A 23,842-nucleotide genomic window follows, 5' to 3' on the forward strand; every position below is an offset into this window, starting at 1 on the left:
GCGGGGCCGCGGCCGTTCGCGGAGGCGCGGCAGCCGCGGGAGCGGCGACCGCAGCCTATAGCGTCGGCTCGCTCGGCCAGACCGGGGCCGCAGGCGTCGCCTCCGGCCTCGGCGGTGTCGCCCGCGCCGCAGGTTCCGCCGCCATCTCGCCCCTCAAACGCGCCTCCGCGCGTGCCAGCGGGTCCGTCAAATCCAGCTTCACCGAAGGCGCGCGGGCCGGCTTCGGCGCGACAGGCGGCACATCCTCCATGGGCACGGTCGGCGGCGCGAGCGCCGACCCCGCCGCCGCGCCTTCCGGTCCGGTGGGCAGTCCTCCGGCCTGGGCGCAGCGGATGCAGCGCCGGCAGGCCATGAACCACGGCACCACCATGGCCGCCCATGCGGTGCGCTCCGGCGACAGCCACGGCGGCGGTTCCTCCATCAACCTTTCCGAAAGAGACCGCTCATGAACATATTCAAACGACCAGCAACGCATTACGGCAAATCGCCGGAACCCACGACGCCTTACCAGAAGGCCGCACAGGCATGGGACGAGCGCATCGGCTCGGCCCGTGTGCAGGCGAGAAACTGGCGCTATTTCGCTTTCGGCTCCCTGATCCTCTCGGCAGGCTTCGCGTCCGCGCTCGTCTTGCAGTCGGCGCGCGGGACCGTGGTGCCTTGGGTGGTGCAGGTCGACAATCTCGGCCAGGCGCAGGCTGTAGCGCCGGCCGTCGCCGATTATCGCCCCACCGATCCGCAGATCGCATGGCATCTCGGCCGATTCATCGAGCAGGTTCGTGCGATCCCGGCCGATGCCATCATCGTCCGCCAGAACTGGCTTCGCGCCTACGAGTTCACCACGGATCGCGGCGCGGCAGCATTGAACGATTACGCGAGGGCAAATGACCCGTTCACCCGCGTCGGCCGTCAGCAGGTCGCAGTCGAGGTGTCGAGCGTCATCCGGGCGTCCCCGACCAGCTTCCGCATTGCTTGGACCGAACGCCATTACGAGAACGGCCAATTCTCCACGACTGAACGCTGGACCGCGATCCTGACCATCGTGATCCAGCCGCCCCGCAATGCCGAGCGGCTGCGCGCCAACCCACTCGGTATCTACGTCAACGCAATCTCATGGTCGCGGGAGATGAGCCAATGAGGACGATCACCCACACACCCGCGATTGCGGTCGTGCTGCTTTCGGCCACCATGCTGGCCGGCTGCGCCACCAACCGGACGCAGCAATGGAGCTATGACGCCGAGGTGCCGCCGCTGCCAGCGGTGCAGACAGCCGCGACCGACGACACGCCAAGGCCGCTGCATGTGCCGCCGGCATGGACCGTGGCGCGAGGCGGGCAGACCGCCGCCACGCCGGCCGGTCGCGTCGAGAACGCCAATGCCGCAGCTCGTGTCGAGCCGCGCCGAGAAGGCTATCACAACGCCATCCAAATTTATCCGTGGTCCGAAGGCGCGCTCTATCAGGTCTATGCCGCAGTCGGGCAGATCACCACCATCGCGTTGGAGCCGGGCGAGAGCCTGACCGGCACGGGGCCGATCGCGGCCGGCGACACCGCCCGCTGGATCATCGGCGATACGGAAAGCGGTTCAGGAGCGAGCCGGCGCGTGCATGTGCTGGTGAAGCCGACCCGGCCGGACATCTCCACCAACCTCGTCATCACCACCGACCGCCGCATCTACATGATCGAGCTGCGCGCCCGCGATGCGCTCTACATGCCGGCCGTGGCCTGGGCCTATCCCGCGCCGCCGCCCGGCCAGCGCCAGATCGTTCCGGCTGCGCCGGTCATCCCGGCCGAGGCCGCAAGGAACTACCGCTACGGCCTGACCGGAGACAGCCCGCCATGGCGGCCGGTTTCCGTCTTCGACGATGGACGCCGCGTCTATGTCGTCTTCCCGGCCGGGATCGTCCAGGGAGAGATGCCGCCGATCTTCGTGCTCGGTTCCGATGGCGAGCCGCAGATCGTCAACAGCCGCGTCCACCAGAACGTCCTGATCGTGGACCGCCTGTTCGGCGCGGCCGAACTGCGCCTTGGCAGCGGCAACCGCCAGCAGACGGTCAGGATCGTCCGCATCAACCCGACGCAGGCCGCCGCCGCGCAGCCCGCCAGCGCGACCGGAGACTCCCCGTCATGACGGACAACACCATCACCGATACCGCCGCGCCCATGCGGCTGCGCGCCGAACCGCCCCGCGTCACCCGCCTGTCCCGCAGGATGCTGGCAGGTGTCGGCGCTGTCGCCTTGCTCGGCATCGGGGGCGCGCTGATCTACGCGCTCCAGACCCGCGATGCTGGACCGGGCGGGGACGAACTCTATTCGACCGAGAACCGTCCTACGGCGGACGGTCTCGCCGGCCTGCCGCGTGACTATACCGGCCCGGCCCTGGGACCGCCATTGCCGGGCGACCTCGGCCGCCCGATCCTCGACGCGCAGAACCGGGGACAGCCGGTTGTGCCGCCTGCAATCACGACGCCGGCCGTCGATCCCGAAGAAGAACGACGCCGCGCCGAGGAAGAAGCCGCGCGCGTGAGCAACGTGTTCTTCCAGACAGGTCCGCGCGTCGGGGCCACGCCCGGCATGACGATGCCCGGCCTTGCCGGTCTCGACCTTGGAGGACAACTCGCCGCGCAGGATCGGCACACGGCGTTTCTCAATGCGCCAGTGGACCGGCAGACCGTCGCCCCTGATCGCGTCACGCCACCAGCCTCGCCCTGGATACTCCAGGCCGGGGCCGTGATCCCGGCTGCGCTCATCACCGGCATCCGTTCGGACCTACCTGGGCAAATCACCGCCCAAGTGACGGAAAACGTCTATGACAGCCCAACCGGCAGCCTGCTCCTGATCCCGCAGGGCACGCGCATCATCGGCCAATACGATGATGGCGTGACCTTTGGCCAGCGGCGTGTCCTGCTGGTCTGGAACCGCCTGATCCTGCCGGGCGGCCGATCCATCGTGCTGGAGCGCCTGCCGGGCGCGGATGCTTCCGGTTATGCCGGCCTTGAGGATGGCGTCGATTATCACTGGTGGGATCTGATGAGAGCGGCCGGCTTGTCCACGCTGCTTGCGGTCGGCACGGAGCTGGCGACCAGCGACGAGGACCGGCTGATCCGCGCCATCCGCGACGGCGCGCAGGACACCATCAATCAGGCCGGCCAGCAGATCGTCCAGCGCCAGTTGCAGGTCGCGCCCACGCTCACCATCCGGCCGGGCTTCCCGGTCAGGATCATCGTGACCCGTGACCTTGTGTTCGAGCCGGCAGGGGGTTGACCATGACCAAGCTGAAACTTGGCCCGCTGCCCGACGATAAGCCCGTCAAGGTTACGGTAGAGCTGCCCGCGCCGCTCCATCGCGATCTTGTCGCCTATGCCGAGGTGCTGGCCCGCGAGAGCGGCCAGCCCGCCGCCGATCCCGTCAGGCTGATCGTGCCGATGCTGGAGCGGTTCATCGCCACGGATCGCGGTTTCGTCAAGGCACGGCGAACAATGGGGTAGGCTATTTCTCGGTGGCTGATAGGAGAGCTGGAAATAGGTGAGTGCTTAGCCTGACAGGGCCGCACCAGACCATGCGCCTGTCCCGATGGCCCAAATTGTATTGATGGCCGAAGCCAGTTTCAGTTTGGGTTTCTCAGTCCTAAAGGCAGTTTCTGTTTCCATGTGGTTCTCCTTTCCGTTCGATGCTGACAGTAGTGCAACGGCATAAGCCGTTACCCAAAGGGCAATGAAGGTTAGAAGGCCACCGAGACAGAGAACATGAAGGGGAATCGAACCCCAACCTACCAGACCTGTCAGGCTAAACACTCACCCTTATTTATATGGATGGCGACGAGCGTTCAGACAAGACGCTTCGCGCATCCATATTAAGTTTGCATGTCGCCTCAATGGCGGGGGTGCCGCCAGCGCATAAACGCAAATGCGGCACGCTACAGGCCGCCGACTGCCCTCCATGGTTCGCTCAATTCCGGGGCCTTGAGCGCCCCGCAATCCACCAGAGCCAAGGAGGATTCCATGTGCGCAGAGCGCCGCCGCGCCCGCAAAGGGCGACCGCGACAGCCGGTCCCCGAAACACTTCCCGACGATCTTTTCGACTACGCCGACGATCCCGCGCCGCGTCGCAGCACGCCGCCCCACGCCTTCGATGTCGAGAAGTTACCCGTCATCGACGACTGGCCCGAGGACGTGCCGATCACCGAGGTCGAAATACAGGTGTTCGAGCGTTGGTTCGCCGATGTTTTCGACGAGATGTTCGGCTCGCTTGACCCGGTTCCCGGCTTTACAAACCTATCTCGTGATGATAGGAATAGGGAGTGATTTGAGCGCCGGGATTTGCAATGACGACGCTGAAAGTCGGGATCGCCGACCCCGAAGAAATGAAGACCCGCACCATGCGGATCGCCAGAGGCGAGGAAAAGTCCGCGCCCGGCGAGCCGACCGTCTGGTTCGCGTCCACGGAGTCGTTCGCCCGGCTTTTGTCGGCGAGCAATCGGGAATTGCTGCGCGTCATCCATGAGCACGCACCGGGATCGCTGGAGGAACTGGCGCAGATCACCGGCCGCGCCGGCCCCAACATCTCACGCACGCTCAAGAAAATGGAGGGTTGCGGCCTTATCCGCATGGAGAAGGGCAAGGGCCTCAAGCTGGTCCCCAAGGTCGTTCACGACCGCGTGGAACTTGTCCTGCCCCTGATCGAGCGCCGCAAGAAGAAAGGAACCCGCACATGAACGCACAATCACCCACGGTCGCTTTGCGGGCCGCCCTTTATCTGCGCGTCTCCACGACCCGACAGGCAGAGCATGACGTGTCGATCCCCGACCAGAAGCGCCAGGGCGAAGCCTATTGCGAGGCGCGCGGCTATCAGCTTGTCGAGACCTTCGTTGAGGCAGGGGCTTCGGCCACCAACGACCGCCGGCCCGAGTTTCAACGCATGATCGAGGCGGGCACGTCCAAGCCCGCGCCCTTCGATGTCGTTGTGGTCCATAGCTTCTCGCGCTTCTTCCGCGATCACTTCGAGCTGGAGTTCAACGTCAGGAAGCTCGCCAAGAACGGCGTCAAGCTGGTGTCCATCACGCAGGAAATGGGCGACGATCCCATGCACGTCATGATGCGGCAGATCATGGCGCTGTTCGACGAATACCAGTCGAAGGAGAACGGCAAGCACGTCATGCGGGCGTTGAAGGAGAATGCCCGGCAAGGCTTCTGGAACGGCTCCCTGCCGCCCATCGGCTACCGCGTCGTCGCAGCCGAGCAGCGTGGCGTGAAGGTCAAGAAGAAGCTGGAGATCGACCCGCTGCACGCCGGAACGATCCGGCTTATCTACCGCCTCGCCCTGGAGGGCGAGGGCGATAGCGGCCAGATGGGCGTCAAGGCCATCGTCAAGCATCTCAACCGCAACGGCATCTTCACCCGCGACGGCGGCAGGTGGGGCATTGGGCAGGTTCACCGCGTCCTGACCCGCCGCACCTATATCGGCGAGCATCAGTTCAACAAGCGCGGCAAGTCGAAGGAGTTGAAGCCCGAGGGTGAGGTCATAACCGTTCCGGTCCCTCCGATCATCGACCGCGAGACCTTTAACGCGGTGCAGAAGCTCTTGCAGGCCCGCAACCCCAAGACCGAGCTGCCTGCGCGCGTCGTGATCGGGCCGACCCTGCTGACCGGCATTTGCTATTGCGGCAATTGCGGGGGAGCCATGACCATCCGCACAGGCAAGAGCGGTCGCTATCGCTACTATGCCTGCTCGATCAAGGCGCGGCAGGGCGAAACCGGCTGCAAGGGTCGCGCGATCCCGATGGACAAGCTCGACAAGATGGTGGTCGGCCATATCGAGGAACGCCTGCTCGATCCCAACCGGCTGGAGAACCTGCTTGGCAGCGTCCTCGGCCGCCGGTCGGAGCAGGCCGAGCGTCGCCGGCAGCACATCGCCGAATTGCAGCGGCGGGCGGCCGAATCGGAACTACGCCTCAAGCGCCTCTACGACGCCATAGAGGCCGGCATTGCCGATCTGGACGACCCGGCGCTTGCGGAGCGCATCGCCCGCCTCAAGGTGATCCGCGATCAAGCCAGGGCCGATGCCGACCGCGCCCAGGCATTGCTCGACAGTCCCGGCCACAGCTCCATCAGCCCCGCGATGATCCGTGGTTTTTCACAGCGCGCCCGCGAGCGCATCCGGGGCCGCGAGGGCGGCTATCGGCGGGATCATCTGCGCTCTTTGGCGCAGCGTGTCGAGGTCGCGGATGACGCAATCCGCATCATGGGATCGAAGACGGAGCTGCTAAGGACGCTTATTGCCGGCCAAGGGCGGCAATCGGCGGCGATTGGCGTGCCCAGAGGCGGTCTAAAATGGCGGAGGGGGTGGGATTCGAACCCACGGTACGCTTGCGCGCACAACGGTTTTCGAGACCGCCCCAATCGACCACTCTGGCACCCCTCCGCGGGACAGACGGCTCAGGCGCCGCCTTTGGTCGCTCAGGCCGCGTTCACATAGCGCCGAATGGGCCTTATGCCAAGCCCTGGCGGCATTCGGCAGCGGAAAAAGGACGCGGCGGCGATTGTGCCAGAAATGACCGCCGGTTCCTTGACAGCGAAGCCGATCCGCGTATAGTGCCGGCCAAAATGACCGGGCGCCTTCTCGCGCGCGGTCCTGACTTGTTTCTATACCAGGCGGATTTGGTCACCATGTACGCGGTCATCAAGACGGGCGGCAAGCAATATAGAGTTGCCGCAAATGACGTAATCGAGGTCGAGCGGCTTTCCGCCGAGCCGGGCGACATTGTCGAGATCACGGACGTGCTGCTGGTGGGCGGCGAAGGCCAGCCGGTGATCGGCGCCCCGCTCGTGCCCGGCGCGAAGGTCGCCGCGGAGGTGGTCGCGCAGGATCGCGGCGAGAAGATCATCATCTTCAAGAAGCGGCGCCGCAAGCACTACCAGCGGAAGAACGGCCATCGCCAGCTTCTGACGCGGCTGAAGATCACCGAGATCCTGACTGAGGGAGCGAAGGGCAGCAAGGCGGAAGCTTCCGCCTGATCCGCATCGGCGCTTACCTCGTCGTAACTTATTCCATGAACAATGGCGCCCATCGCGCCGACAGAAGACCCACGGGAGCACATCATGGCTCATAAGAAAGCAGGCGGTTCCTCGCGCAACGGTCGTGACTCGGCAGGCCGCCGCCTCGGTGTGAAGAAGTTTGGCGGCGAGCACGTCATTCCAGGGAACATCCTGGTCCGTCAGCGCGGCACGAAATGGCATCCCGGCGACAATGTCGGCCTCGGCAAAGATCACACGATCTTCGCTCTGATCGAGGGCAAAGTCGAGTTCCGCACCGGCCGCAGCAAACGGACGTATGTATCCGTAGTACCGGCCAGCTGACGGCGGATGTGCGTTCCGTCCGCCGGCGTCCCATCGAACCGGCGGATCGGATGATCCGAAATCTCGCGAAAGCAGAAACGGGGAGATGGCGGCGTCCATCTCCCCGTTTTCTTTTGCTGCCTGCAGGAAGGATCATCCCATGAATATGGCAGTCGAATTCACCGCCCCCGTCGCGCCCGCCATCGAGACCGGCCGGCTGATCCTCACTCCGCCGACATTTGCGGATGCACCGCGCATCGCCGCGCTGTGCAATGATCGCACCGTGGCCGAGAACACCACCCGCATTCCCCACCCCTATAGCGAGCAGGACGCGATCTCGTGGCTTGGGACCTTGGGCGAGAGGCCGACAACCGACCAGGCGGTGTTCGGGATCTGGCTCAACATTCCGGAGCGCGTGCTGATCGGCGCCATCGGCCTGGAGCGGCTCACCTCAGGCAGCGAACCGGCACTCGGCTACTGGCTGGGCGCGGGGTATCGCGGCCGCGGATTCGCCACCGAGGCGGCCAAGGCCATACTGGGGTACGGCTTTCAGGTCCTCGGCCATGATGCTGTGGTCGCCTCCTGCCGGCTGACCAATGCCGCATCGCGCCGCGTGATCGAGAAGTGCGGCTTCACCTATGCGGGCCTGACCCGGTCCTATCTGCTCGCGCTCGACCAGGAGGAGCCGATGGACTTCTTCCGATTGAGCCGGGAACAGTGGTCAAGGCGAAGGCGGGCTGCCGCGATCGGGTAACCGGCCGGGCGCCGGCAAGGCGCCCAGCCACCAACTCCTCAGGTGAATCGGTCATTTGTCGGAACTCGGAATACGGGTCAGTAATCATTATTTCAACCATAGATTGTATAACCGCCCAAGTCTGTTAGTTTAGCGTCGTCGCTGACCGGCACCGCACCCATTCAGCGGAATGTCCGGTCGATTTCAGCACCTAACCGGGCGGGGAATGACATCTGTCATCCCCGCTTTTCGGAACGGCAGATGATCCGGACCGCTGTTGACATCGATCTCTCGCGCCGAGAGACCATTCAGACAGACAATCTCATCTTCAGGCGACCCGAAGTCGGAGACCTGCCGCAGCTTCTCGAATTCGCCAGGGATCCCCTGCTCATAAAGCATTCGATCAGCCGGTCCGATTTTACGCCCTACGGGCTCAAGCTTTTCATCGGCCAGCTGCCGAATCCTCCGACGCCGATGCTCACCATGTTCGGCGTCTTCTTCAAGGAGGCTCCCGAAGAGCTCTACGGCACCGTCAGCTATGCGCTGCGGGAGGGCAATACGGTTCCGCGCATGACGCTATGGATCCGCGCCAAATATCGGCGCCGGCGCTTTCTGGCGGAAGTGCCTACGGCCCTTCTCGATTTCGCCTTCTTGGTACACCGGCTGGATGCGATCCACGCGGATGCCTTTCCCGACCAGAAGATAACGCCTGCCCTGGCGCTCAAATACGGCTTCAAATTCATTGGCTATCGCATGGAATTTTCGCCCATGCAGGAGCGGGAAATCGTCCTGTCGGTCATGGAGCTTACGCGGGACGAGTGGCTTGATTACCATCGCGAGCGCTTCGTGCGCCGCTCGTCAATGGTGCATCCCCTGCCGCAGCGCAGCCTCTCTCCTCACGTGTCTTCCCTCGCATAGGAGATGACCGACAGGAATCGTATCGGCAGGGAAATCATCTCTTCCGGCCCGTGCGGCGCGTCCGCATCGAAGAACAGGCTGTCGCCGGGCAGCAGCCGATAGAGCTGATCGGCGTGCCTATAGACCACCTCGCCTTCGAGCATGTAGATGAATTCCATCCCCTCGTGCTGGAACAGAGGAAAGACGTCGGAATCTTTCGTCAGGGTGATGAGATAGGGCTCGACCACCACCCGACCCGTCACCCCGCCGCTGTGGCCGAGCAGCTGGTACTGGTGACCCGCGCGGGTGCCGCGCCGTTCGATCACGAGCCCCTGCCCTGCCTTCACGTGCACCGCGTCCCGCCGCTCCTCATAACGCCGGAAGAACGCGGTCACCGGCACGCCCAACGCGGCCGACAAGGTCTGCAGAGTGGTCAGGGAAGGCGAAGTCAATCCGTTCTCGATCTTGGACAGCATGCCGGGCGACAGCCGCGCCGCATTGGCCAGATCCGCGACGGTCATGCCCAGCTTGGTGCGGAAATGGCGCACCTCGCGGCCGATCGCAACCTCCAGAAGATTCGCCCGTGCGCCGCCGATCTGATGGGGGTTCTGGCCGTCTCTTTCTTTCAGCATGCTTGCCTTTCCCTGTCGAATCTCTGTCGAACCAGCAGCAAAGTCCTGCTGCAAATAACCTTCGATATGGTGCGTCGCAGCAAACAGGACCAATTGACAGCTCTCGGTTTCTGTACTCCACTTTCCTAACAAGAAAGAAAATTTCTTCGTCCGCTCAAGCGGTATGTCTAGGGAGAAGACATATGTCTGTAACACCAAAACAGATCGCCAGCGATGGCGTCTCTGTGCTCAGCCTGGAACAGCGCATCGACAAGATGCACGGCCGCGATCGGCTCGGAGCGCTCACCTTCGTGGTGGCCTTGTGGATCGTCGTCCTGTTCGTCCTCTATACCATCTGGCCGGCAGTGACCAATGGCACGATCCAGACCATACTTCTGATCGCCGGGGCCGTGGTGCTGCTGTTCAACACCGCCGCGATCGTCGCGATGTTGAAGCATTACGTCGAAGACAAGCACTTCATCTACGGACTGGACATCAAGCATCTCGACGCCGCCCGGCGCCGCAAGCAGATGTGAGGCGGCCATGGCCAATTACCAACCGCCCAAGCAGAGCCTGATCGGGCAAGTCATGGATGTCGTCATCCTGCTGGTCCTGACCGTCGGAGCCCTTTACCTGCCGCTGTATCTCGGACTGGCCGGGGCGGCCAAGACGCCTCAGCCGATCGAGAACCCGACCTGGGAAGCCCTGAATCAGAACCCCGGCGAGCAGGCGCAGTGGGCGCAGCTCGGCTTTACCGATCCGGCTTCGGCCCAGGAAATCATCACCGCCCGATTCGATTACTCGTTCAACTGGCTGGCGCTTCTGGTGATGGCCGTGCTCGTCGTCGGCTATTTCATCATGGTGGTGCGCCTGTCCGACCGGGAATATCGCGACGTGATTGCAGAGCGGTTCGGGGACCGCTGAGGGGGCGACATGGACATCTGGAACCTTCTGGAATACGCGGCCTGGCTGTTGTCGGCTGGCTTCGCCCTGCTGCTCGTTTTCGACATGGTGAAGATCGACAGCACCTACGACAACGAGCTTCTGACCTCTTCGCGTGAAGGCGAGCTCGAGCTCACCCAGGAACGGCATGAAATCTGAGGGGAAGCACCATGGTTGATCAGACAGCTGCCCCGGGAACGGGCGAAAGGCTGAGCCTGCTGCGCGTGCTGGGGCCCGCCCATGTGTGGGCGCTCGGCGTGGGCATCGTCCTCGTCGGCGAATATATGGGCTGGAACTTTTCCGTGGGCAAAGGCGGCATGATTGCCGGCCTGGTTGCCTGCTGGGTGGCCGGCATTCTCTACACCTGCGTGGCCATGATCGATTCCGAGGTGACCTCCACGGTCGCGTCGGCCGGCGGGCAATACGCGCAGGCCAAGCATATCGTTGGCCCGCTGATGGCCTTCAATGTTGGCCTGTTCCTGGTCATGGCCTATACCATGCTCGAATCGGCGAACGCGATCACGGTGGGCTTCCTGCTCGACACGGTCGCCAATATGAGCGGGCATGAGGGGCTCGACCAGCGGCCGTTCATCATTCTCGCCATCCTGTTCCTGGCCTGGCTCAATTACCGGGGCGTGCTGGCGACGTTGACCTTCAACTTCGTCATCACCGCCATCGCCTTCCTGGCCATCATCGTGCTGTTCCTGGCGGTGCAGTTCGGCTTCTCCGCAACGCCGCTCGACTATACCGCCATCACAGAGGAGCCCCTGCCCTACGGCTGGGTCGGCATTCTTGCCGCTCTCCACTTCGGGCTGTGGTACTATCTGGGCATCGAAGGCACTTGCCAGGCGGCGGAAGAGGTCCGCTCGCCGGCGCGGTCGCTGCCGCTGGGCACCATGAGCGGCATCATCACCCTGCTCATCGCCGCAACCCTCACCTGGTATGTGTGCTCCGGCCTGCTGCCCTGGGAATATCTCGGCCAGGCCGGCACGCCGCTGTTCGATGCCGCCCGGGTCACGGGCAGCTTCGGCCTGATGGTGCTGCTGTTTATCGGCACCATCTTCTCGACGCTGGCCTCGGCCAATGGGTGCATCAACGACAGCTCGCGGGCCTGGTTCTCCATGGGCCGCGACCGGTACCTGCCGGCGTGGTTCGGTGCGGTGCATCCACGCTACCGCACCCCTTATCGCGCCATCGTTTTCCTGGTGCCGATCGCATTAATCTTCGCATTGGGGGCGCCGCTCGACCAGGTGGTGACGTTCTCGATCCTGTCCGGCCTGCTCGGCTACACGTTCATGTCGTTCAACATGATCATGTTCCGCCGGAAATGGCCGCTCGGGTCGATCCAGCGGGGCTATGTGCACCCGTTCCACCCGATCCCGGCCATCGTGCTCCTGGTCCTGTGCGCCACCACCTATGTGGCGGTATTCCTCGGCTACGGAACCCAGCTCATTGCGATGCTGCTGTTCTACATCGTCGCATCGCTGTGGTTCCACTTCTGGCGCTACCGCTTCGTCAAGCGCGGCGACCAGTTCACCATGCCTTGGCCGCGGCCGCAGGGCTATTGACGTAACCTGGTGGGCGTCTCCCCTGGCCGGGAGACGCCCGTCCCAATGCGTTCCGTATGTGATGTTTGCAACCATCGCGCTTCTCACCTTCGCCATTGCCGGCGCCACCGGTCTTGCCGCCATGGCGGTGCGCGAGCAGCGGCGGGCGATGGCCGCGCGGGCGCGGTTGCTGGATGATGCGGCGCAGGTGATTGCCTTCCCGCGTATTCACACGGGGCCTGACGGCTTTCCATTCGCCACCGGCTGCCTCGGCGACGGCCGGGCCGTGAAGATCGCGCTCATCAGCGACACGCTGGTGACCCGCAGATTGCCGCAGCTGTGGCTGTCGGTCACAGTGGCAGCCGCTGCCGGCGAGACCTATCCCACCTTCGGGGTGCTGGCGCGGGCGACGGGCCATGAGTTCTTCACCTGCGTTCACGACCTCCCCATGCGGTTCGAGCCACCGCCACCGCTCGATGCGGCGCTGCTGGTGCGCGGAGCCGCCAGCGCCCAGGACGATCTGTCCAGGGTCGCACCGGCGCTTGCCGGCATCTTCGCCGACCCGAAGGTCAAGGAAGTGGCGGCCTCGCCCGTGGGTATCCGGGTCATCCGCCAAGCCGCCCAAGGGGAGCGCGCCGCCCATATAGGCTTGCGCCAGGCCCGCTATGGCCTAGACCGGGTTTCCCCGGACTTGGTGCACCAGTCGCTGGCCGCGATCGACACTCTGTCGGCCTCGTTCGAGGCGCGTTCGCCGCTGAAGCTTTCCGCCTGATGCGCAAGCCGCTCAACCCGTATTTCGTGCTGCTACTGGCGATCATCCTGCCGGGCGTAGGGCATGTGGCGATCGGCGAAGCCCGGCGCGGCCTGGTATTCGCGTTCTTCACGCTGTTCTTCGGCGTGCTGACTTACCTGTTCTCGACGCCCGACCAGTCGTTCATCGCCCGCCACGCAGGTGGCATCTTCATCTGGGCGCTATCCATCCCCGATGCCTATCGACGGGCGCGCATGGCCTATGCGCTCGCTGAACGGGAGCGCTCGTAATTCACCATGGGAAACATTATTTCTTCTGAGTTGAGTTGGCGCACCCGGCCTGCTAGTGTGCCGCCACGGATTTTCGATGTTGAGGAGGTGATGCCATGTGCGGCATCGTCGGCTTGTTTTTGAAGGACAGGAGCTTGGAGCCCAGACTCGGCGCGATGATGGCGCCGATGCTGGCCAGCATGAGCGATCGCGGCCCGGACAGCGCCGGCTTCGCCGTATATGGCGAGGAGACCGGCGCGGCAAAGATCACCCTGCAGTCCGCCAATCCGCGGAAGGATTTCGCGGGCCTCAAAGGGACGCTTGCCGAAGCGATCGGGGCGCCGATCGAGGTGACGGTGCGGGAGACGCACGCGGTGGTCGAGGTGCCTGCCGACAAGGCGACTGCTGCGCGCGAGGCGCTGGCGGCGATCAACCCGGCGCTGCGCATCATGAGCACGGGCGCGGCCATCGAGATCTATAAGGAGGTGGGGCTGCCCGGTGATGTCGCCCGGCGCTTCGGCCTCGATGCCATGGCCGGAAGCCATGGCATCGGGCATACCCGCATGGCGACGGAGTCGGCGGTCACCACGCTTGGCGCGCACCCGTTCTCCACGGGTCCCGACCAGTGCCTGGTGCACAACGGCTCGCTCTCCAATCACAACAACCTGCGCCGCCAGCTCAGGCATGACGGCCTGGAGTTCGCCACCGAGAACGACACGGAGGTTGCCGCGGCCTATCTCACCTGGCGGATGGCGCAGGGGCTCGATCTCGGCCAGGCGCTGGAGCAGAGCCTGAAGGATCTCGACGGCTTCTACACCTTCGTGGTCGGCACCAAGGACGGTTTCGGCGTGCTGCGCGACCCGATTGCCTGCAAACCGGCGGTTCTCGCCGAGACCGACCAGTATGTTGCGTTCGGCTCGGAGTTCCGGGCGCTGGTCGACCTGCCCGGCATCGAAAAGGCCAAGGTCTGGGAGCCCGAGCCTGCAACCGTCTATTTCTGGAAGCACTGATCCATGGTGACCATCAATCTCGCCGAGACTTCGCTGCGCGAGCTCAACCAGCAGCTCCATCGGATCGACCCTGGCGCCAACGATCGGGATTTCATCGTTCTGAATCCACGGGGCGCCCACGCGGTGGCGGTGGGGGTAGATGCCCCCGTCAATATCGAGATCAAGGGCAGCGTGGGCTATTACTGCGCCGGCATGAACAAGCAGGCCAGCATCGTGGTGGATGGCAGCGCCGGTCCCGGCGTCGCGGAGAACATGATGTCAGGCAGAGTGCTGGTGCGGGGCGATGCCAGCCAGTATGCCGGGGCCACCGGGCGCGGCGGCCTGTTGGTGATCGAAGGCAATGCCTCGTCCCGCTGCGGCATCTCGATGAAGGGCATCGACATCGTGGTGAAGGGCAATATTGGCCACATGTCGGCCTTCATGGCGCAATCGGGCAGCCTTGTGGTGCTCGGCGATGCTGGCGATGCGCTGGGTGATTCGATCTACGAGGCCAAGCTGTTCGTGCGCGGCTCGGTGAAAAGCCTCGGGGCGGACTGCGTCGAGAAGGAGATGCGGCCGGAGCACGTGGAGCTGTTGAGCGGCCTGTTGGCCCGGGCCGGCATCAGCGATATCAGGCCACAAGAGTTCCGGCGCTACGGTTCGGCGCGCACCCTGTATAATTTCAACATCGACAACGCTGACGCTTACTGAGCGGGACACCAATGACCTATCATAATCCGCCCACCACACCCCGCAAGTCGGCGACTTTCGACGACTACACCCTTTCGGAAATCAGGCGTGCCGCCGTCACCGGCATCTACGACATCCGCGGTGCCGGCGCGAAGCGCAAGCTGCCGCATTTCGACGACCTCCTGTTTCTCGGCGCCTCGATTTCGCGCTACCCGCTCGAAGGCTACCGCGAACGCTGCGCGACAGACGTGGTGCTCGGCACCCGATATGCCAAGAAGCCGATCGAGCTCAAGATTCCGATCACCATTGCCGGCATGAGCTTCGGCTCGCTCTCGGCTCAGGCCAAGGAGGCGCTGGGTCGGGGGGCAACGCTCGCCGGCACCTCCACCACCACGGGCGACGGGGGCATGACGCAGGAAGAGCGCGGCCATTCGGAGAAGCTGGTCTACCAGTACCTGCCGTCGCGCTATGGCATGAACCCGGACGACCTCAGGCGCGCCGATGCGATCGAGATCGTGGTCGGCCAGGGCGCCAAGCCCGGCGGCGGCGGCATGCTGCTCGGCCAGAAGATCTCCGACCGCGTCGCCGAGATGCGCACGCTGCCCAAAGGCATCGACCAACGCTCGGCCTGCCGCCATCCGGATTGGACGGGACCGGATGATCTCGAGATCAAGATCCTCGAGATCCGCGAGATCACCGATTGGGAAAAGCCGATCTATGTGAAGGTGGGCGGCGCCCGCCCCTATTACGACGTGGCGCTGGCGGTGAAGGCCGGGGCCGACGTGGTGGTGGTGGACGGCATGCAGGGCGGCACGGCGGCAACCCAAGAAGTATTCATCGAGAATGTTGGCCAGCCGACGCTGGCCTGCATCAGGCCGGCCGTGCAGGCGCTGCAGGATCTCGATATGCACCGCAAGGTGCAGCTGATCGTTTCGGGCGGCATCCGGTCCGGTGCGGACGTCGCCAAGGCGCTGGCCCTGGGCGCCGATGCGGTGTCGATCGGCACGGCGGCGCTGGTGGCGATCGGTGACAACGACCCGATGTGGGAGGAAGAGTATCGCAAGCTCAACACCACCGCGGGCGCCTATGACGACTGGCACGAGGGGCGCGATCCTGCCGGCATCACCACGCAGGATCCGGAGCTTGCGGCACGGCTCGACCCGATCCGCGCCGGGCGGCGTCTGGCCAATTATCTCAAGGTGATGACGCTGGAGGCACAGACCATCGCGCGTGCCTGCGGCAAAAACCATCTACACAATCTGGAGCCGGAGGATCTCTGCGCGCTGACGATCGAGGCGGCGGCCATGGCGCGGGTCCCGTTGGCGGGGACCAACTGGATACCCGGTCAGACGCCGCTCTGACCTTGCTGTTTAGCCGCCGCGGCGCTGTTTGCGGCGGCTTTAACGTTGACAAGGCCGTTGGCTTAGCCTTGCCTCGCATGAGGGTGGCGGCCGCTGGCCGAGCAGTGTTCAAGGGGTGGGAGTGACATGAAAGAAGATGTGAGCATGATCGCTAAAGAGCGCGAGGCCGGCGGCCGCAGGCGCAATGGCGGTTCGCGGGCGGCAGCGGAAACGGTTCAGGATCTGCGCACGTTCGCCAAGGAGCGCAATGTACGCTACTTCATGATTTCGTTCACGGACCTGTTTGGCGGCCAGCGTGCCAAGCTGGTGCCCGCGGCGGCCATTGCCGACATGCAGAAGGACGGCGCCGGCTTTGCGGGTTTCGCCACCTGGCTCGACCTGACGCCCGCTCACCCCGACATATTGGCGGTGCCCGATGCGGCCTCGGCCATCCAGCTGCCGTGGAAGCCGGACGTGGCCTGGGTTGCGGCCGATGTGATCATGGATGGACAGCCGATCGCCCAGGCTCCGCGCGTGGTGCTGAAGCGGGTGATCGCCGAGGCGGCCCAGCAGGGGCTCTACATGAAGTCCGGCGTCGAGCCCGAGTTCTTCCTGATCACCCCCGACGGCAAGGCCATCTCGGACGAATATGACGTGGCCAGCAAGTCCTGCTACGACCAGCAGGCCTTGATGCGGCGCTATGACGTGATCGCCGAGATCTGCGACTGCATGCAGCAGCTGGGCTGGGGGCCCTATCAGAACGACCACGAGGATGCCAACGGCCAGTTCGAGATGAACTGGGCCTTTGCGGATGCGCTGGTGACCGCCGACCGGCACGCCTTCTTCAAGTTCATGACCCGCTCGCTCGCTGAAAAGCACGGGCTCAGGGCGACGTTCATGCCTAAGCCGTTCCCGGGCCTCACCGGGTCCGGCTGCCATGTGCACCTTTCGCTGTGGGACAAGGCGGGCAAGAAGAACAACTTCGCCGATGCCAAGGATCCGCTCGGGCTCTCCGCACAGGGATACAACTTCCTGGGCGGCATCATGAAGCACGCAGCCTCCATGGCGGCCATCACCAACCCCACCGTCAACAGCTACAAGCGCATCAATGCGCCGCGCACGGTTTCGGGCGCCACCTGGTCGCCGAACTCGATCACCTGGACCGGCAACAACCGCACCCACATGGTGCGCGTGCCGGGGCCCGGTCGCTTCGAGCTGCGCCTGCCGGACGGCGCCGCCAACCCCTATCTGCTGCAGGCGGCCGTTCTCGCGGCGGGCACGGCGGGCGTCGCGAGCAAGGCCGATCCGGGCAAGCGCTACGACATCGACATGTATGCGGAAGGCCACAGAGTGAAGAACGCGGCGAAGCTGCCGCTGAACCTTTTGGATGCGTTGCGCGCCTTCGAGCGGGACAAGGGATTGCGGCAGGCCATGGGCGAGGACTTCTCGCAGGCCTATCTGAAGCTCAAATACCAGGAGTGGAACTCCTACGCCTCGCACTTCACCGAGTGGGAGCGCTTGCACACTCTGGATATCTGAGGGCGGCGTCGATCGTGAACCGTCATGCCGGCCTTGAGCCGGCATCCAGGGCCGCACGGCACAAGCCTTCCCTCCTGGCCCCTGGACCGCCGGGTCGGCGCCCGGCGGTGACGTAAGTAGCTGATATTGCTCAAGCTCGTCATGCCCTGCCTTGAGCAGGGCATTCAGGGCCACAGGGCAAACGCGGATGGCAGGTGCTAGAATAGCCTTCCCCGCTGTGCGGGGAGGGCTAACGGTGGCACGAGTCCTTCCCGTTGCCCCTGGATCACCGGGTCAAGCTCCGTTGGCGGCATTTCCAGGGCAAACGTCGACAGAACGATATAAAGATTTCTTTATATCCCGTATTGCCCTGCCCTCCCCGCCTTGGTATATGGCTCGCAACAGAGCCGCCCGCGGGTGGCCGACCAGCCATAACGATCCCGAGGACCAGGTCATGAAGGCGTTCACCGACTACATCGTCAAGGACATCTCGCTTGCCGACTGGGGCCGCAAGGAAATCCAGATGGCCGAGGTGGAGATGCCCGGGCTGATGGCGATCCGCGAGGAATTCGGCGCGCAGAAGCCGCTCAAGGGCGCGCGCATCGCCGGCAGCCTGCACATGACCATCCAGACCGCGGTGCTGATCGAGACACTGGTGGCGCTGGGCGCCGAAGTCCGGTGGGTGTCGTGCAATATCTTCTCCACCCAGGACCACGCGGCCGCGGCCGTCGCCGCCGCCGGCATCCCGGTTTTCGCCAAGAAGGGCGAGACCCTGCAGGAATACTGGGATTATTCGGACAAGATCTTCGACTGGGCCAATGGCGAAACCGCCAACATGATCTTGGATGATGGGGGTGACGCGACCCTGCTCGTTCTGCTGGGCTCGAAGGCCGAGACAGACCCATCGGTGATCTCCGATCCCAAGAACGAAGAAGAGGAGTGCCTGTACGCCACGATCCGCCGGCGGCTTGCCAGCCATCCCGGCTGGTATTCCAAGGTGAAGGCGGCGATCCGCGGCGTCTCCGAGGAGACGACCACCGGCGTCCATCGGCTCTATGAGCTGCAGAAGAAGGGCGAGCTGCCCTTCCCGGCCATCAATGTCAATGACAGCGTGACCAAGTCGAAGTTCGACAACCGCTATGGCTGCCGTGAATCGCTGGTGGACGGCATCCGCCGCGCCACCGACGTGATGATGGCGGGCAAGGTCGCGGTGGTGTGCGGCTATGGGGATGTTGGCAAGGGCTCGGCGCAGAGCCTGCGCGGCGCCGGCGCCCGGGTGATCGTGACCGAGGTCGACCCGATCTGTGCATTGCAGGCGGCCATGGACGGCTATTCCGTCACCACACTGGAAGAGGCCGCGCCGACGGCCGACATCTTCGTGACCGCCACCGGCAACAAGGACGTGATCACGCTGGAGCACATGCGGGCGATGAAGGACATGGCCATCGTCTGCAATATCGGCCATTTCGACAACGAGATTCAGGTCGGCGCGCTGAAGAACTTCAAGTGGACCAATATCAAGCCCCAAGTGGACATGATCGAGTTCCCCGAGGGCAAGCGCATGATCCTTCTCTCCGAGGGCCGGCTGGTCAATCTCGGCAACGCCACGGGCCATCCAAGCTTCGTCATGTCGGCCTCGTTCACCAACCAGGTCCTGGCGCAGATCGAGCTGTGGACCGACCGTGGCCGGTACAAGAACGAGGTCTATGTGCTGCCGAAGCACCTGGACGAGAAGGTGGCACGTCTCCACCTCGAGAAGCTCGGCGTGAAACTCACGACGCTTTCTCCCGAGCAGGCGGCCTATATCGGCGTTAATCAGGCGGGGCCGTTCAAGCCGGATTATTACCGCTACTGATGCCATTCCGCATCAGTACGTAAGCTGATGAATTCGCGGGGCTTTCCGGAGCGGCCAGTATCCTGGCAGGTGCAATCCGGCGGGGTGGCCGCTCCTTTCGCTGTTCGCTTGGCTGGTGGGCAATTAACCATTTCCCCTGTATAGATTTGCTTGTCGCCGTGCGGAGTGATTCGCCGCATGGCGCGGGGCGGACGTCATCGGGGCACGGCGTCTATTATTTTAAGTTATTCGAAGGGGAAAAGCCGAGCTTTGATGTTGGGGGGTGGACCACAAGCCGTGGCCTTGGCACCGGGGCTCAAGCCGGTGGTCGTCCTGCTCGCCGGCCTCATCGTCCTGGTTGCCATGCCGCCCCAGCCTGCATTGGCCCATACGGCCTCGGACACGCTCCTTCCGTATATCGTCGGCGTGCTCGGCAGCATCGACCTGATCACGCTGGCGGTTGCGCTTGTTGCTCTGACCATTCTGGCATGGGCGCTGTTCGCCACCCGGCGGCTCGAGCGGGCGCTGGACCGGGAGCGGCGCCGGCGCAGCGAGATCGAGGCACAGCTCAATGAATCAGAGGCGCTGCTCACGGCCGAGCCGCATCTCCTGTTCATCTGGCGCGGGCGCAGCGACGTGGTCGAGCGGGTCGTCGGCGACATGCGGGGCACCTGCACCTGCCCGGCCGACCGCAATGGGCAAGCCTGGTTTCCGGGCTGGCTTGAGCCGGAGTCGGTGGCAACGCTGGAGGCGGCGCTGCGCGATCTCAAGCTGCGCGGGACAGCATTCAATATCGGCGTGAAGACATTAGCGGGCGAATTGCTGGAAGCAGACGGCCGGGCAGCCGGGGGGCTTGCCACCCTCAGGCTGAGGCCATTGGCGGGCGAGCGCCGCGAGGTGACCAAGCTTGCCCACGAGAGCCGCAAGCTTTCCCGGCAGGTGGAGCGGCTCACCGCCATTCTCGATAATGCGCCGCTGCCGATCTGGCTGCGCGACGCCAACCATCGCATCATCTGGGCCAATCAGGCCTATGTGCACGCCGTCGAGGCCGAGGGCATCACGGCGGTGGTGCGCGACCACATCGAGCTGGTTCCCCCCGAGCAACCCCAGAGTGACGCGCTGCGGGCACGTGTGCAGCTCATGCCAACGGTCACGTCGGAGCGGCATCGGCGCCATACGGTCATCAATGGTAACAAGCGGGCGCTCGACATCGTGTCGGTCAGGCTGGCGGAGGGGGAGGCCGGCTTTGCCCTCGACGTCACCGCCATGGAGGAGCTGGAGAAGGAGCTGCGCCGGCACGTCCGCGCCCACGCGAGCACGCTCGACAAGCTGGCGACCGCCATCGCCATTTTCGGGGCGGACCAGCGGCTGCGCTTCAGCAATGCCGCCTTCGCCGAGCTGTGGGGTCTCGATCCGGAATGGCTGGCGCAGGCGCCGAGCGACGGCGAAGTCCTGGACAAGCTGCGCGCGATGCGGATGCTGCCCGAGCAGGCCAATTACCGGGAATGGCGCGCCCGGCATCTAGAGGTCTACAAGGCGGTCGACACCCGGGAGGATTGGTGGCACCTGCCCGACGGGCGCACGCTGCGCGTCATCGCCGAACAGCACCCGTTCGGCGGCGTCACCTATCTCTACGAGAACATCACCGAGCAGATCCGGCTGGAGAGCCAGTACAACGAGCTGATCGGGGTGCAGCGGGAGACCCTGGACAATCTCAAGGAAGCGTTGGCCCTGTTCGGATCCGACGGCCGGATGAAGCTGTTCAATCCCGCCTATGCGGCGCTGTGGGGACTCGACCACGATTTCCTGGCCAGCGAGCCCCATGTGGACGTGGTGTTCTCGGCGTGCCGGCAGATCCTGCCGGATGACCTCATGTGGGATGAGATCAAATACGCGATCACATCCATCGACGACGGGCGGCGGCCATTCCAGGGCCGTATCGAGCGGCCGGACCGGCGGATCTACGACTTTGCCCTGGTGCCGCTACCGGATGGCAACACGCTGCTGACCTATACGGACGTCACCGACAGCACGCGGATCGAGCGGGCCTTGCGCGAGCGCGCCGAAGCGCTGGAGACCGCCGACCGGCTGAAGACGGACTTTCTCTCCAACGTGTCCTATGAGCTGCGCACGCCTTTGACCAATATCATCGGCTTCGCGGACAGCCTGTCGCTGGGGCTGGCGGGCGACCTGTCGCTCAAGCAGCGGGAGTATATCCAGGACATCCTTGCCTCGTCCGCCGATCTCCTGAGCATCATCGATGCCATTCTCGACCTGACCACCATCGATGCAGGCGCCATGGAGCTGCGCTTCACGGAGATGGACATTGCCGATCTGCTCACCGAGGCGGCCGGCATGCTGCAGTCGCGGATCGAGAAGCGCAATCTCACCCTGCAGGTGGAGATCCCCGAGGAGGGTGGCACGCTGGTTGCAGACCGCAAGCGCATGTTGCAGGTGCTGTTCAATCTCCTGTCCAATGCGGTCGGCTTCAGCGAGGATAACAGCACCATTCGCATGGGCGCGCGGAACGAGGGCGACACGGTGGTGCTGTGGGTGAGCGATCTCGGCAAGGGGATGGATCAGGAATTCCAGAAGGCGGCGTTCGAACGGTTCCGCGCCCGGCCGGGCGTCTCGGGCCATCGTGGGCCTGGCCTCGGCCTTTCCCTGGTCAAGAGCTTCGTGGAGCTGCATGAGGGACGCGTCACCTTGCGTTCCCGCCTCGGCCAGGGCACCACTGTTGTGTGCCGGCTGCCGGCGCGCGGCCCGGGCTCGGCGGCCCAGTCCACGCCCGAGGTGCCCGAGCGGCTAAGAAAGGCGCAGGTACGGTGAACGTTGTCTTGGACCAGATGAAGCTCGATGACGTGGACGCGATGGCCGCGTTCGGCCGTGAGCTCGCGGCGGTGGTGCAGGCGGGCGACATCATCCTGCTGGGCGGCGATCTGGGCGCAGGCAAGACCACGCTGGCCCGGGCGATCATCCATGCCCTGGCGCCGCGCAACGGCGCCTTCGAGGTGCCGAGCCCGACCTTCACCCTGGTGCAGGCTTATGACACCACCCGCATTCCGGTGATGCACGCCGATCTCTATCGGGTGACCGGCCGCGATGAAGCGGCCGAGCTGGGGCTCGAGGAGACCGGCGCTGCCGGCCTGCTGCTGGTGGAATGGCCCGAGCGGGCGCGTGAGCTGTTCCACGGCAACGTGCTCGAAATCGAGCTTGAAGAAAGCTTCGCAGGCGAGGGACGGACCGCCAAGCTGACACCGCATGGCCGCTGGCGTGAGCTGCTGCCACGGGTCGAGGCATTGCGTACCTTCCTGGAACGGAGCGGCTGGTCCGGTTCGGAGCGGCATTTCCTGCAGGGCGATGCATCCTCGCGGCGCTATGAGCGCCTGCGCTGGGCGGCGAACGGCACGGCCCATCCGCCGGCGGTGCTGATGGATATGCCCCCCAAGCCCGACGGGCCGCCGGTGCGCGATGGCCTGCCCTATAGCCGCATCGCCCACTTGGCCGAGGATGTCCGGCCGTTCGTCGCCATCGACAAGTTCCTGCGCGCGCAGGGCCTCAGCGGGCCGGCCATCTATGCCGCCGATATCGAGCACGGCTTCCTCGTGCTGGAAGACTTGGGCGATGCCGTATTCGCCGAGATGGCGCGGGCCGGCGCCGACATGGCCGAGCCGGTGGCCGAGGCTGTGGAGGTGCTGCTGAAGCTGGCCGAAGTCGAGCCGCCGCATACGCTGCCCATCGCTGATGAAGCCTGGTACGCGCTGCCCCACTACGACCTCCGGGCGCGCGAAATCGAGGTGGAGCTGCTGCTGGATTGGTACTGGCCGGCGGAGATCGGTTCGCCGGCGCCGGATGAGGCGCGCCACGGCTTTCTGCAGGAATGGCGCAGGCTATGGCCTCTGGTTGAGGCGGGTCCGGCCGGGCTCATGCTGCGGGATTACCATTCGCCCAATCTCATGTGGCTGCCGCAGCGGCAGGGGATCGAGCGGGTCGGCATCATCGACTTCCAGGACGCGATGATCGGGCATTTGGCCTATGATCTCGTGTCGCTGCTGCAGGATGCGCGGGTGGACATGCCACCGGATTTGGAGCCGCGGCTGCTCGACCACTATCTCGCGCGACGGCAGGCGAGCGCGACAGCATTCGACGTGGAGGGCTTCCGCGCGGCCTATGCGGTGTTCGGGGCGCAGCGGGCGGTGAAAATCCTCGGCATTTTCACCCGTCTGTCAAAGCGCGATAACAAGCACGGCTATCTCCGCCATATGCCGCGCATGCGCCGGCATCTTGAGCGCAACCTGCGTCATGAAAAGCTCACAGGCTTGCGCCAATGGTTCGCGCAGCATCTGCCCGGTGCCATGACCGACACTGGGGATTGAGGCTAAGGCAATTCA

General features: G+C 64.6%; 24 protein-coding genes, 1 tRNA gene and 3 pseudogenes. 25 read left to right on the plus strand and 3 right to left on the minus strand.

The genetic code is table 11. The features are described 5' to 3' along the window. The 8 genes and pseudogenes from E4P09_RS21070 to E4P09_RS26795 form a co-directional block, all read left to right on the plus strand. Positions 1–449, plus strand: a pseudogene (locus tag E4P09_RS21070) (P-type conjugative transfer protein TrbL); the annotation flags it as partial. Continuing rightward, positions 446–1,135, plus strand: a complete 690-nt coding sequence (trbF, locus tag E4P09_RS21075) for a conjugal transfer protein TrbF (RefSeq protein ID WP_137391627.1) — start codon at positions 446–448, stop codon at positions 1,133–1,135. The pseudogene E4P09_RS21070 and the gene trbF, both read left to right, overlap by 4 nt. Beyond that, positions 1,132–2,127 carry a P-type conjugative transfer protein TrbG gene (trbG, locus tag E4P09_RS21080; protein ID WP_170984547.1) on the plus strand — a complete coding sequence of 332 codons (996 nt, stop codon included), beginning with the start codon at positions 1,132–1,134 and terminating at the stop codon, positions 2,125–2,127. Before trbF ends, trbG begins: the two co-directional genes overlap by 4 nt. Then, complete coding sequence (locus tag E4P09_RS21085) at positions 2,124–3,260, plus strand: TraB/TrbI/VirB10 family type IV secretion system protein (RefSeq protein ID WP_137391629.1); 1,137 nt, start codon at positions 2,124–2,126, stop codon at positions 3,258–3,260. The genes trbG and E4P09_RS21085 overlap by 4 nt, the downstream gene beginning before the upstream one ends. 2 nt (positions 3,261–3,262) lie before the next feature. Further along, positions 3,263–3,484: a DUF2274 domain-containing protein gene (locus E4P09_RS21090; protein ID WP_137391630.1), complete on the plus strand. Its 222-nt coding sequence runs from the start codon at positions 3,263–3,265 to the stop codon at positions 3,482–3,484. A gap of 513 nt (positions 3,485–3,997) precedes the next feature. Continuing rightward, positions 3,998–4,300, plus strand: coding sequence for a hypothetical protein (locus E4P09_RS21095; RefSeq protein ID WP_137391631.1), 303 nt, complete (start codon positions 3,998–4,000; stop codon positions 4,298–4,300). 20 nt (positions 4,301–4,320) lie between these two features. After that, complete coding sequence (locus tag E4P09_RS21100; protein WP_137391632.1) at positions 4,321–4,710, plus strand: HVO_A0114 family putative DNA-binding protein; 390 nt, start codon at positions 4,321–4,323, stop codon at positions 4,708–4,710. Then, a pseudogene (locus E4P09_RS26795) lies at positions 4,707–5,750 on the plus strand (recombinase family protein); the annotation flags it as partial. The gene E4P09_RS21100 and the pseudogene E4P09_RS26795, both read left to right, overlap by 4 nt. 189 nt (positions 5,751–5,939) lie before the next feature. On the opposite strand, the gene E4P09_RS26800 reads toward E4P09_RS26795, so the two are convergent. Both E4P09_RS26800 and E4P09_RS21110 read right to left on the minus strand, forming a co-directional pair. After that, positions 5,940–6,095 (minus strand): hypothetical protein, encoded by a 156-nt coding sequence (locus tag E4P09_RS26800; RefSeq protein ID WP_338049017.1) that lies wholly within the window; start codon positions 6,093–6,095, stop codon positions 5,940–5,942. A gap of 231 nt (positions 6,096–6,326) precedes the next feature. Then, positions 6,327–6,416, minus strand: a tRNA-Ser gene (locus tag E4P09_RS21110). Between the two features lie 245 nt (positions 6,417–6,661). On the opposite strand from E4P09_RS21110, the pseudogene rplU reads away from it, so the two are divergent. From rplU to E4P09_RS21130, 4 genes and pseudogenes are all read left to right on the plus strand, one after another. Next, positions 6,662–7,000: pseudogene (rplU, locus tag E4P09_RS21115) on the plus strand (50S ribosomal protein L21); the annotation flags it as partial. Positions 7,001–7,093: 93 nt separating this feature from the next. Beyond that, the gene (gene rpmA / locus E4P09_RS21120) at positions 7,094–7,351 is read left to right on the plus strand and encodes a 50S ribosomal protein L27 (RefSeq protein ID WP_137391633.1); all 258 of its coding nucleotides are present in this window, start codon (positions 7,094–7,096) and stop codon (positions 7,349–7,351) included. 139 nt (positions 7,352–7,490) lie between these two features. Then, positions 7,491–8,084, plus strand: coding sequence for a GNAT family N-acetyltransferase (locus E4P09_RS21125; protein WP_170984548.1), 594 nt, complete (start codon positions 7,491–7,493; stop codon positions 8,082–8,084). A gap of 240 nt (positions 8,085–8,324) precedes the next feature. Next, positions 8,325–8,981 (plus strand): GNAT family N-acetyltransferase, encoded by a 657-nt coding sequence (locus E4P09_RS21130; RefSeq protein ID WP_137391635.1) that lies wholly within the window; start codon positions 8,325–8,327, stop codon positions 8,979–8,981. On the opposite strand, the gene E4P09_RS21135 is transcribed toward E4P09_RS21130, so the two are convergent. Next, a complete protein-coding gene (locus E4P09_RS21135) occupies positions 8,960–9,613 on the minus strand; it encodes a helix-turn-helix domain-containing protein (RefSeq protein WP_428977736.1) in 654 nt (217 codons plus the stop codon). The two genes, E4P09_RS21130 and E4P09_RS21135, sit on opposite strands and share 22 nt — an antisense overlap. 161 nt (positions 9,614–9,774) lie before the next feature. Between E4P09_RS21135 and E4P09_RS21140 the strand changes: the two genes are divergently transcribed. From E4P09_RS21140 to tsaE, 13 genes are all read left to right on the plus strand, one after another. Continuing rightward, complete coding sequence (locus E4P09_RS21140; RefSeq protein ID WP_137391637.1) at positions 9,775–10,107, plus strand: hypothetical protein; 333 nt, start codon at positions 9,775–9,777, stop codon at positions 10,105–10,107. A 7-nt stretch (positions 10,108–10,114) separates the two neighbouring features. After that, a complete protein-coding gene (locus E4P09_RS21145) occupies positions 10,115–10,495 on the plus strand; it encodes a hypothetical protein (protein WP_137391638.1) in 381 nt (126 codons plus the stop codon). Positions 10,496–10,504: 9 nt separating this feature from the next. Then, positions 10,505–10,672: a hypothetical protein gene (locus E4P09_RS26075; protein ID WP_170984546.1), complete on the plus strand. Its 168-nt coding sequence runs from the start codon at positions 10,505–10,507 to the stop codon at positions 10,670–10,672. An 11-nt stretch (positions 10,673–10,683) separates the two neighbouring features. Beyond that, the gene (locus E4P09_RS21150) at positions 10,684–12,081 is read left to right on the plus strand and encodes an APC family permease (protein WP_137391639.1); all 1,398 of its coding nucleotides are present in this window, start codon (positions 10,684–10,686) and stop codon (positions 12,079–12,081) included. 61 nt (positions 12,082–12,142) lie between these two features. Next, entirely contained in the window at positions 12,143–12,832 is a 690-nt protein-coding gene (locus E4P09_RS21155; RefSeq protein WP_137391640.1) for a hypothetical protein, read from the plus strand. Continuing rightward, positions 12,832–13,101 (plus strand): hypothetical protein, encoded by a 270-nt coding sequence (locus tag E4P09_RS21160; RefSeq protein WP_137391641.1) that lies wholly within the window; start codon positions 12,832–12,834, stop codon positions 13,099–13,101. Before E4P09_RS21155 ends, E4P09_RS21160 begins: the two co-directional genes overlap by 1 nt. Positions 13,102–13,196: 95 nt before the next feature. Continuing rightward, positions 13,197–14,090 (plus strand): class II glutamine amidotransferase, encoded by an 894-nt coding sequence (locus E4P09_RS21165; protein WP_137391642.1) that lies wholly within the window; start codon positions 13,197–13,199, stop codon positions 14,088–14,090. Between the two features lie 3 nt (positions 14,091–14,093). Then, the gene (locus E4P09_RS21170) at positions 14,094–14,780 is read left to right on the plus strand and encodes a GltB/FmdC/FwdC-like GXGXG domain-containing protein (protein ID WP_137391643.1); all 687 of its coding nucleotides are present in this window, start codon (positions 14,094–14,096) and stop codon (positions 14,778–14,780) included. 11 nt (positions 14,781–14,791) lie between these two features. Beyond that, positions 14,792–16,120: an FMN-binding glutamate synthase family protein gene (locus E4P09_RS21175; RefSeq protein WP_137391644.1), complete on the plus strand. Its 1,329-nt coding sequence runs from the start codon at positions 14,792–14,794 to the stop codon at positions 16,118–16,120. 126 nt (positions 16,121–16,246) lie between these two features. After that, positions 16,247–17,638, plus strand: coding sequence for a type III glutamate--ammonia ligase (gene glnT, locus E4P09_RS21180; protein WP_275406493.1), 1,392 nt, complete (start codon positions 16,247–16,249; stop codon positions 17,636–17,638). A gap of 433 nt (positions 17,639–18,071) precedes the next feature. Continuing rightward, positions 18,072–19,472, plus strand: a complete 1,401-nt coding sequence (ahcY, locus tag E4P09_RS21185; RefSeq protein WP_137391645.1) for an adenosylhomocysteinase — start codon at positions 18,072–18,074, stop codon at positions 19,470–19,472. A 276-nt stretch (positions 19,473–19,748) separates the two neighbouring features. After that, a complete protein-coding gene (locus E4P09_RS21190; protein WP_170984549.1) occupies positions 19,749–22,280 on the plus strand; it encodes a sensor histidine kinase in 2,532 nt (843 codons plus the stop codon). Then, complete coding sequence (tsaE, locus tag E4P09_RS21195; RefSeq protein ID WP_239025301.1) at positions 22,277–23,827, plus strand: tRNA (adenosine(37)-N6)-threonylcarbamoyltransferase complex ATPase subunit type 1 TsaE; 1,551 nt, start codon at positions 22,277–22,279, stop codon at positions 23,825–23,827. Before E4P09_RS21190 ends, tsaE begins: the two co-directional genes overlap by 4 nt. Positions 23,828–23,842 lie beyond the last annotated feature (15 nt).

This window comes from Rhodoligotrophos defluvii, assembly GCF_005281615.1.
Lineage (GTDB): Bacteria > Pseudomonadota > Alphaproteobacteria > Rhizobiales > Im1 > Rhodoligotrophos > Rhodoligotrophos defluvii.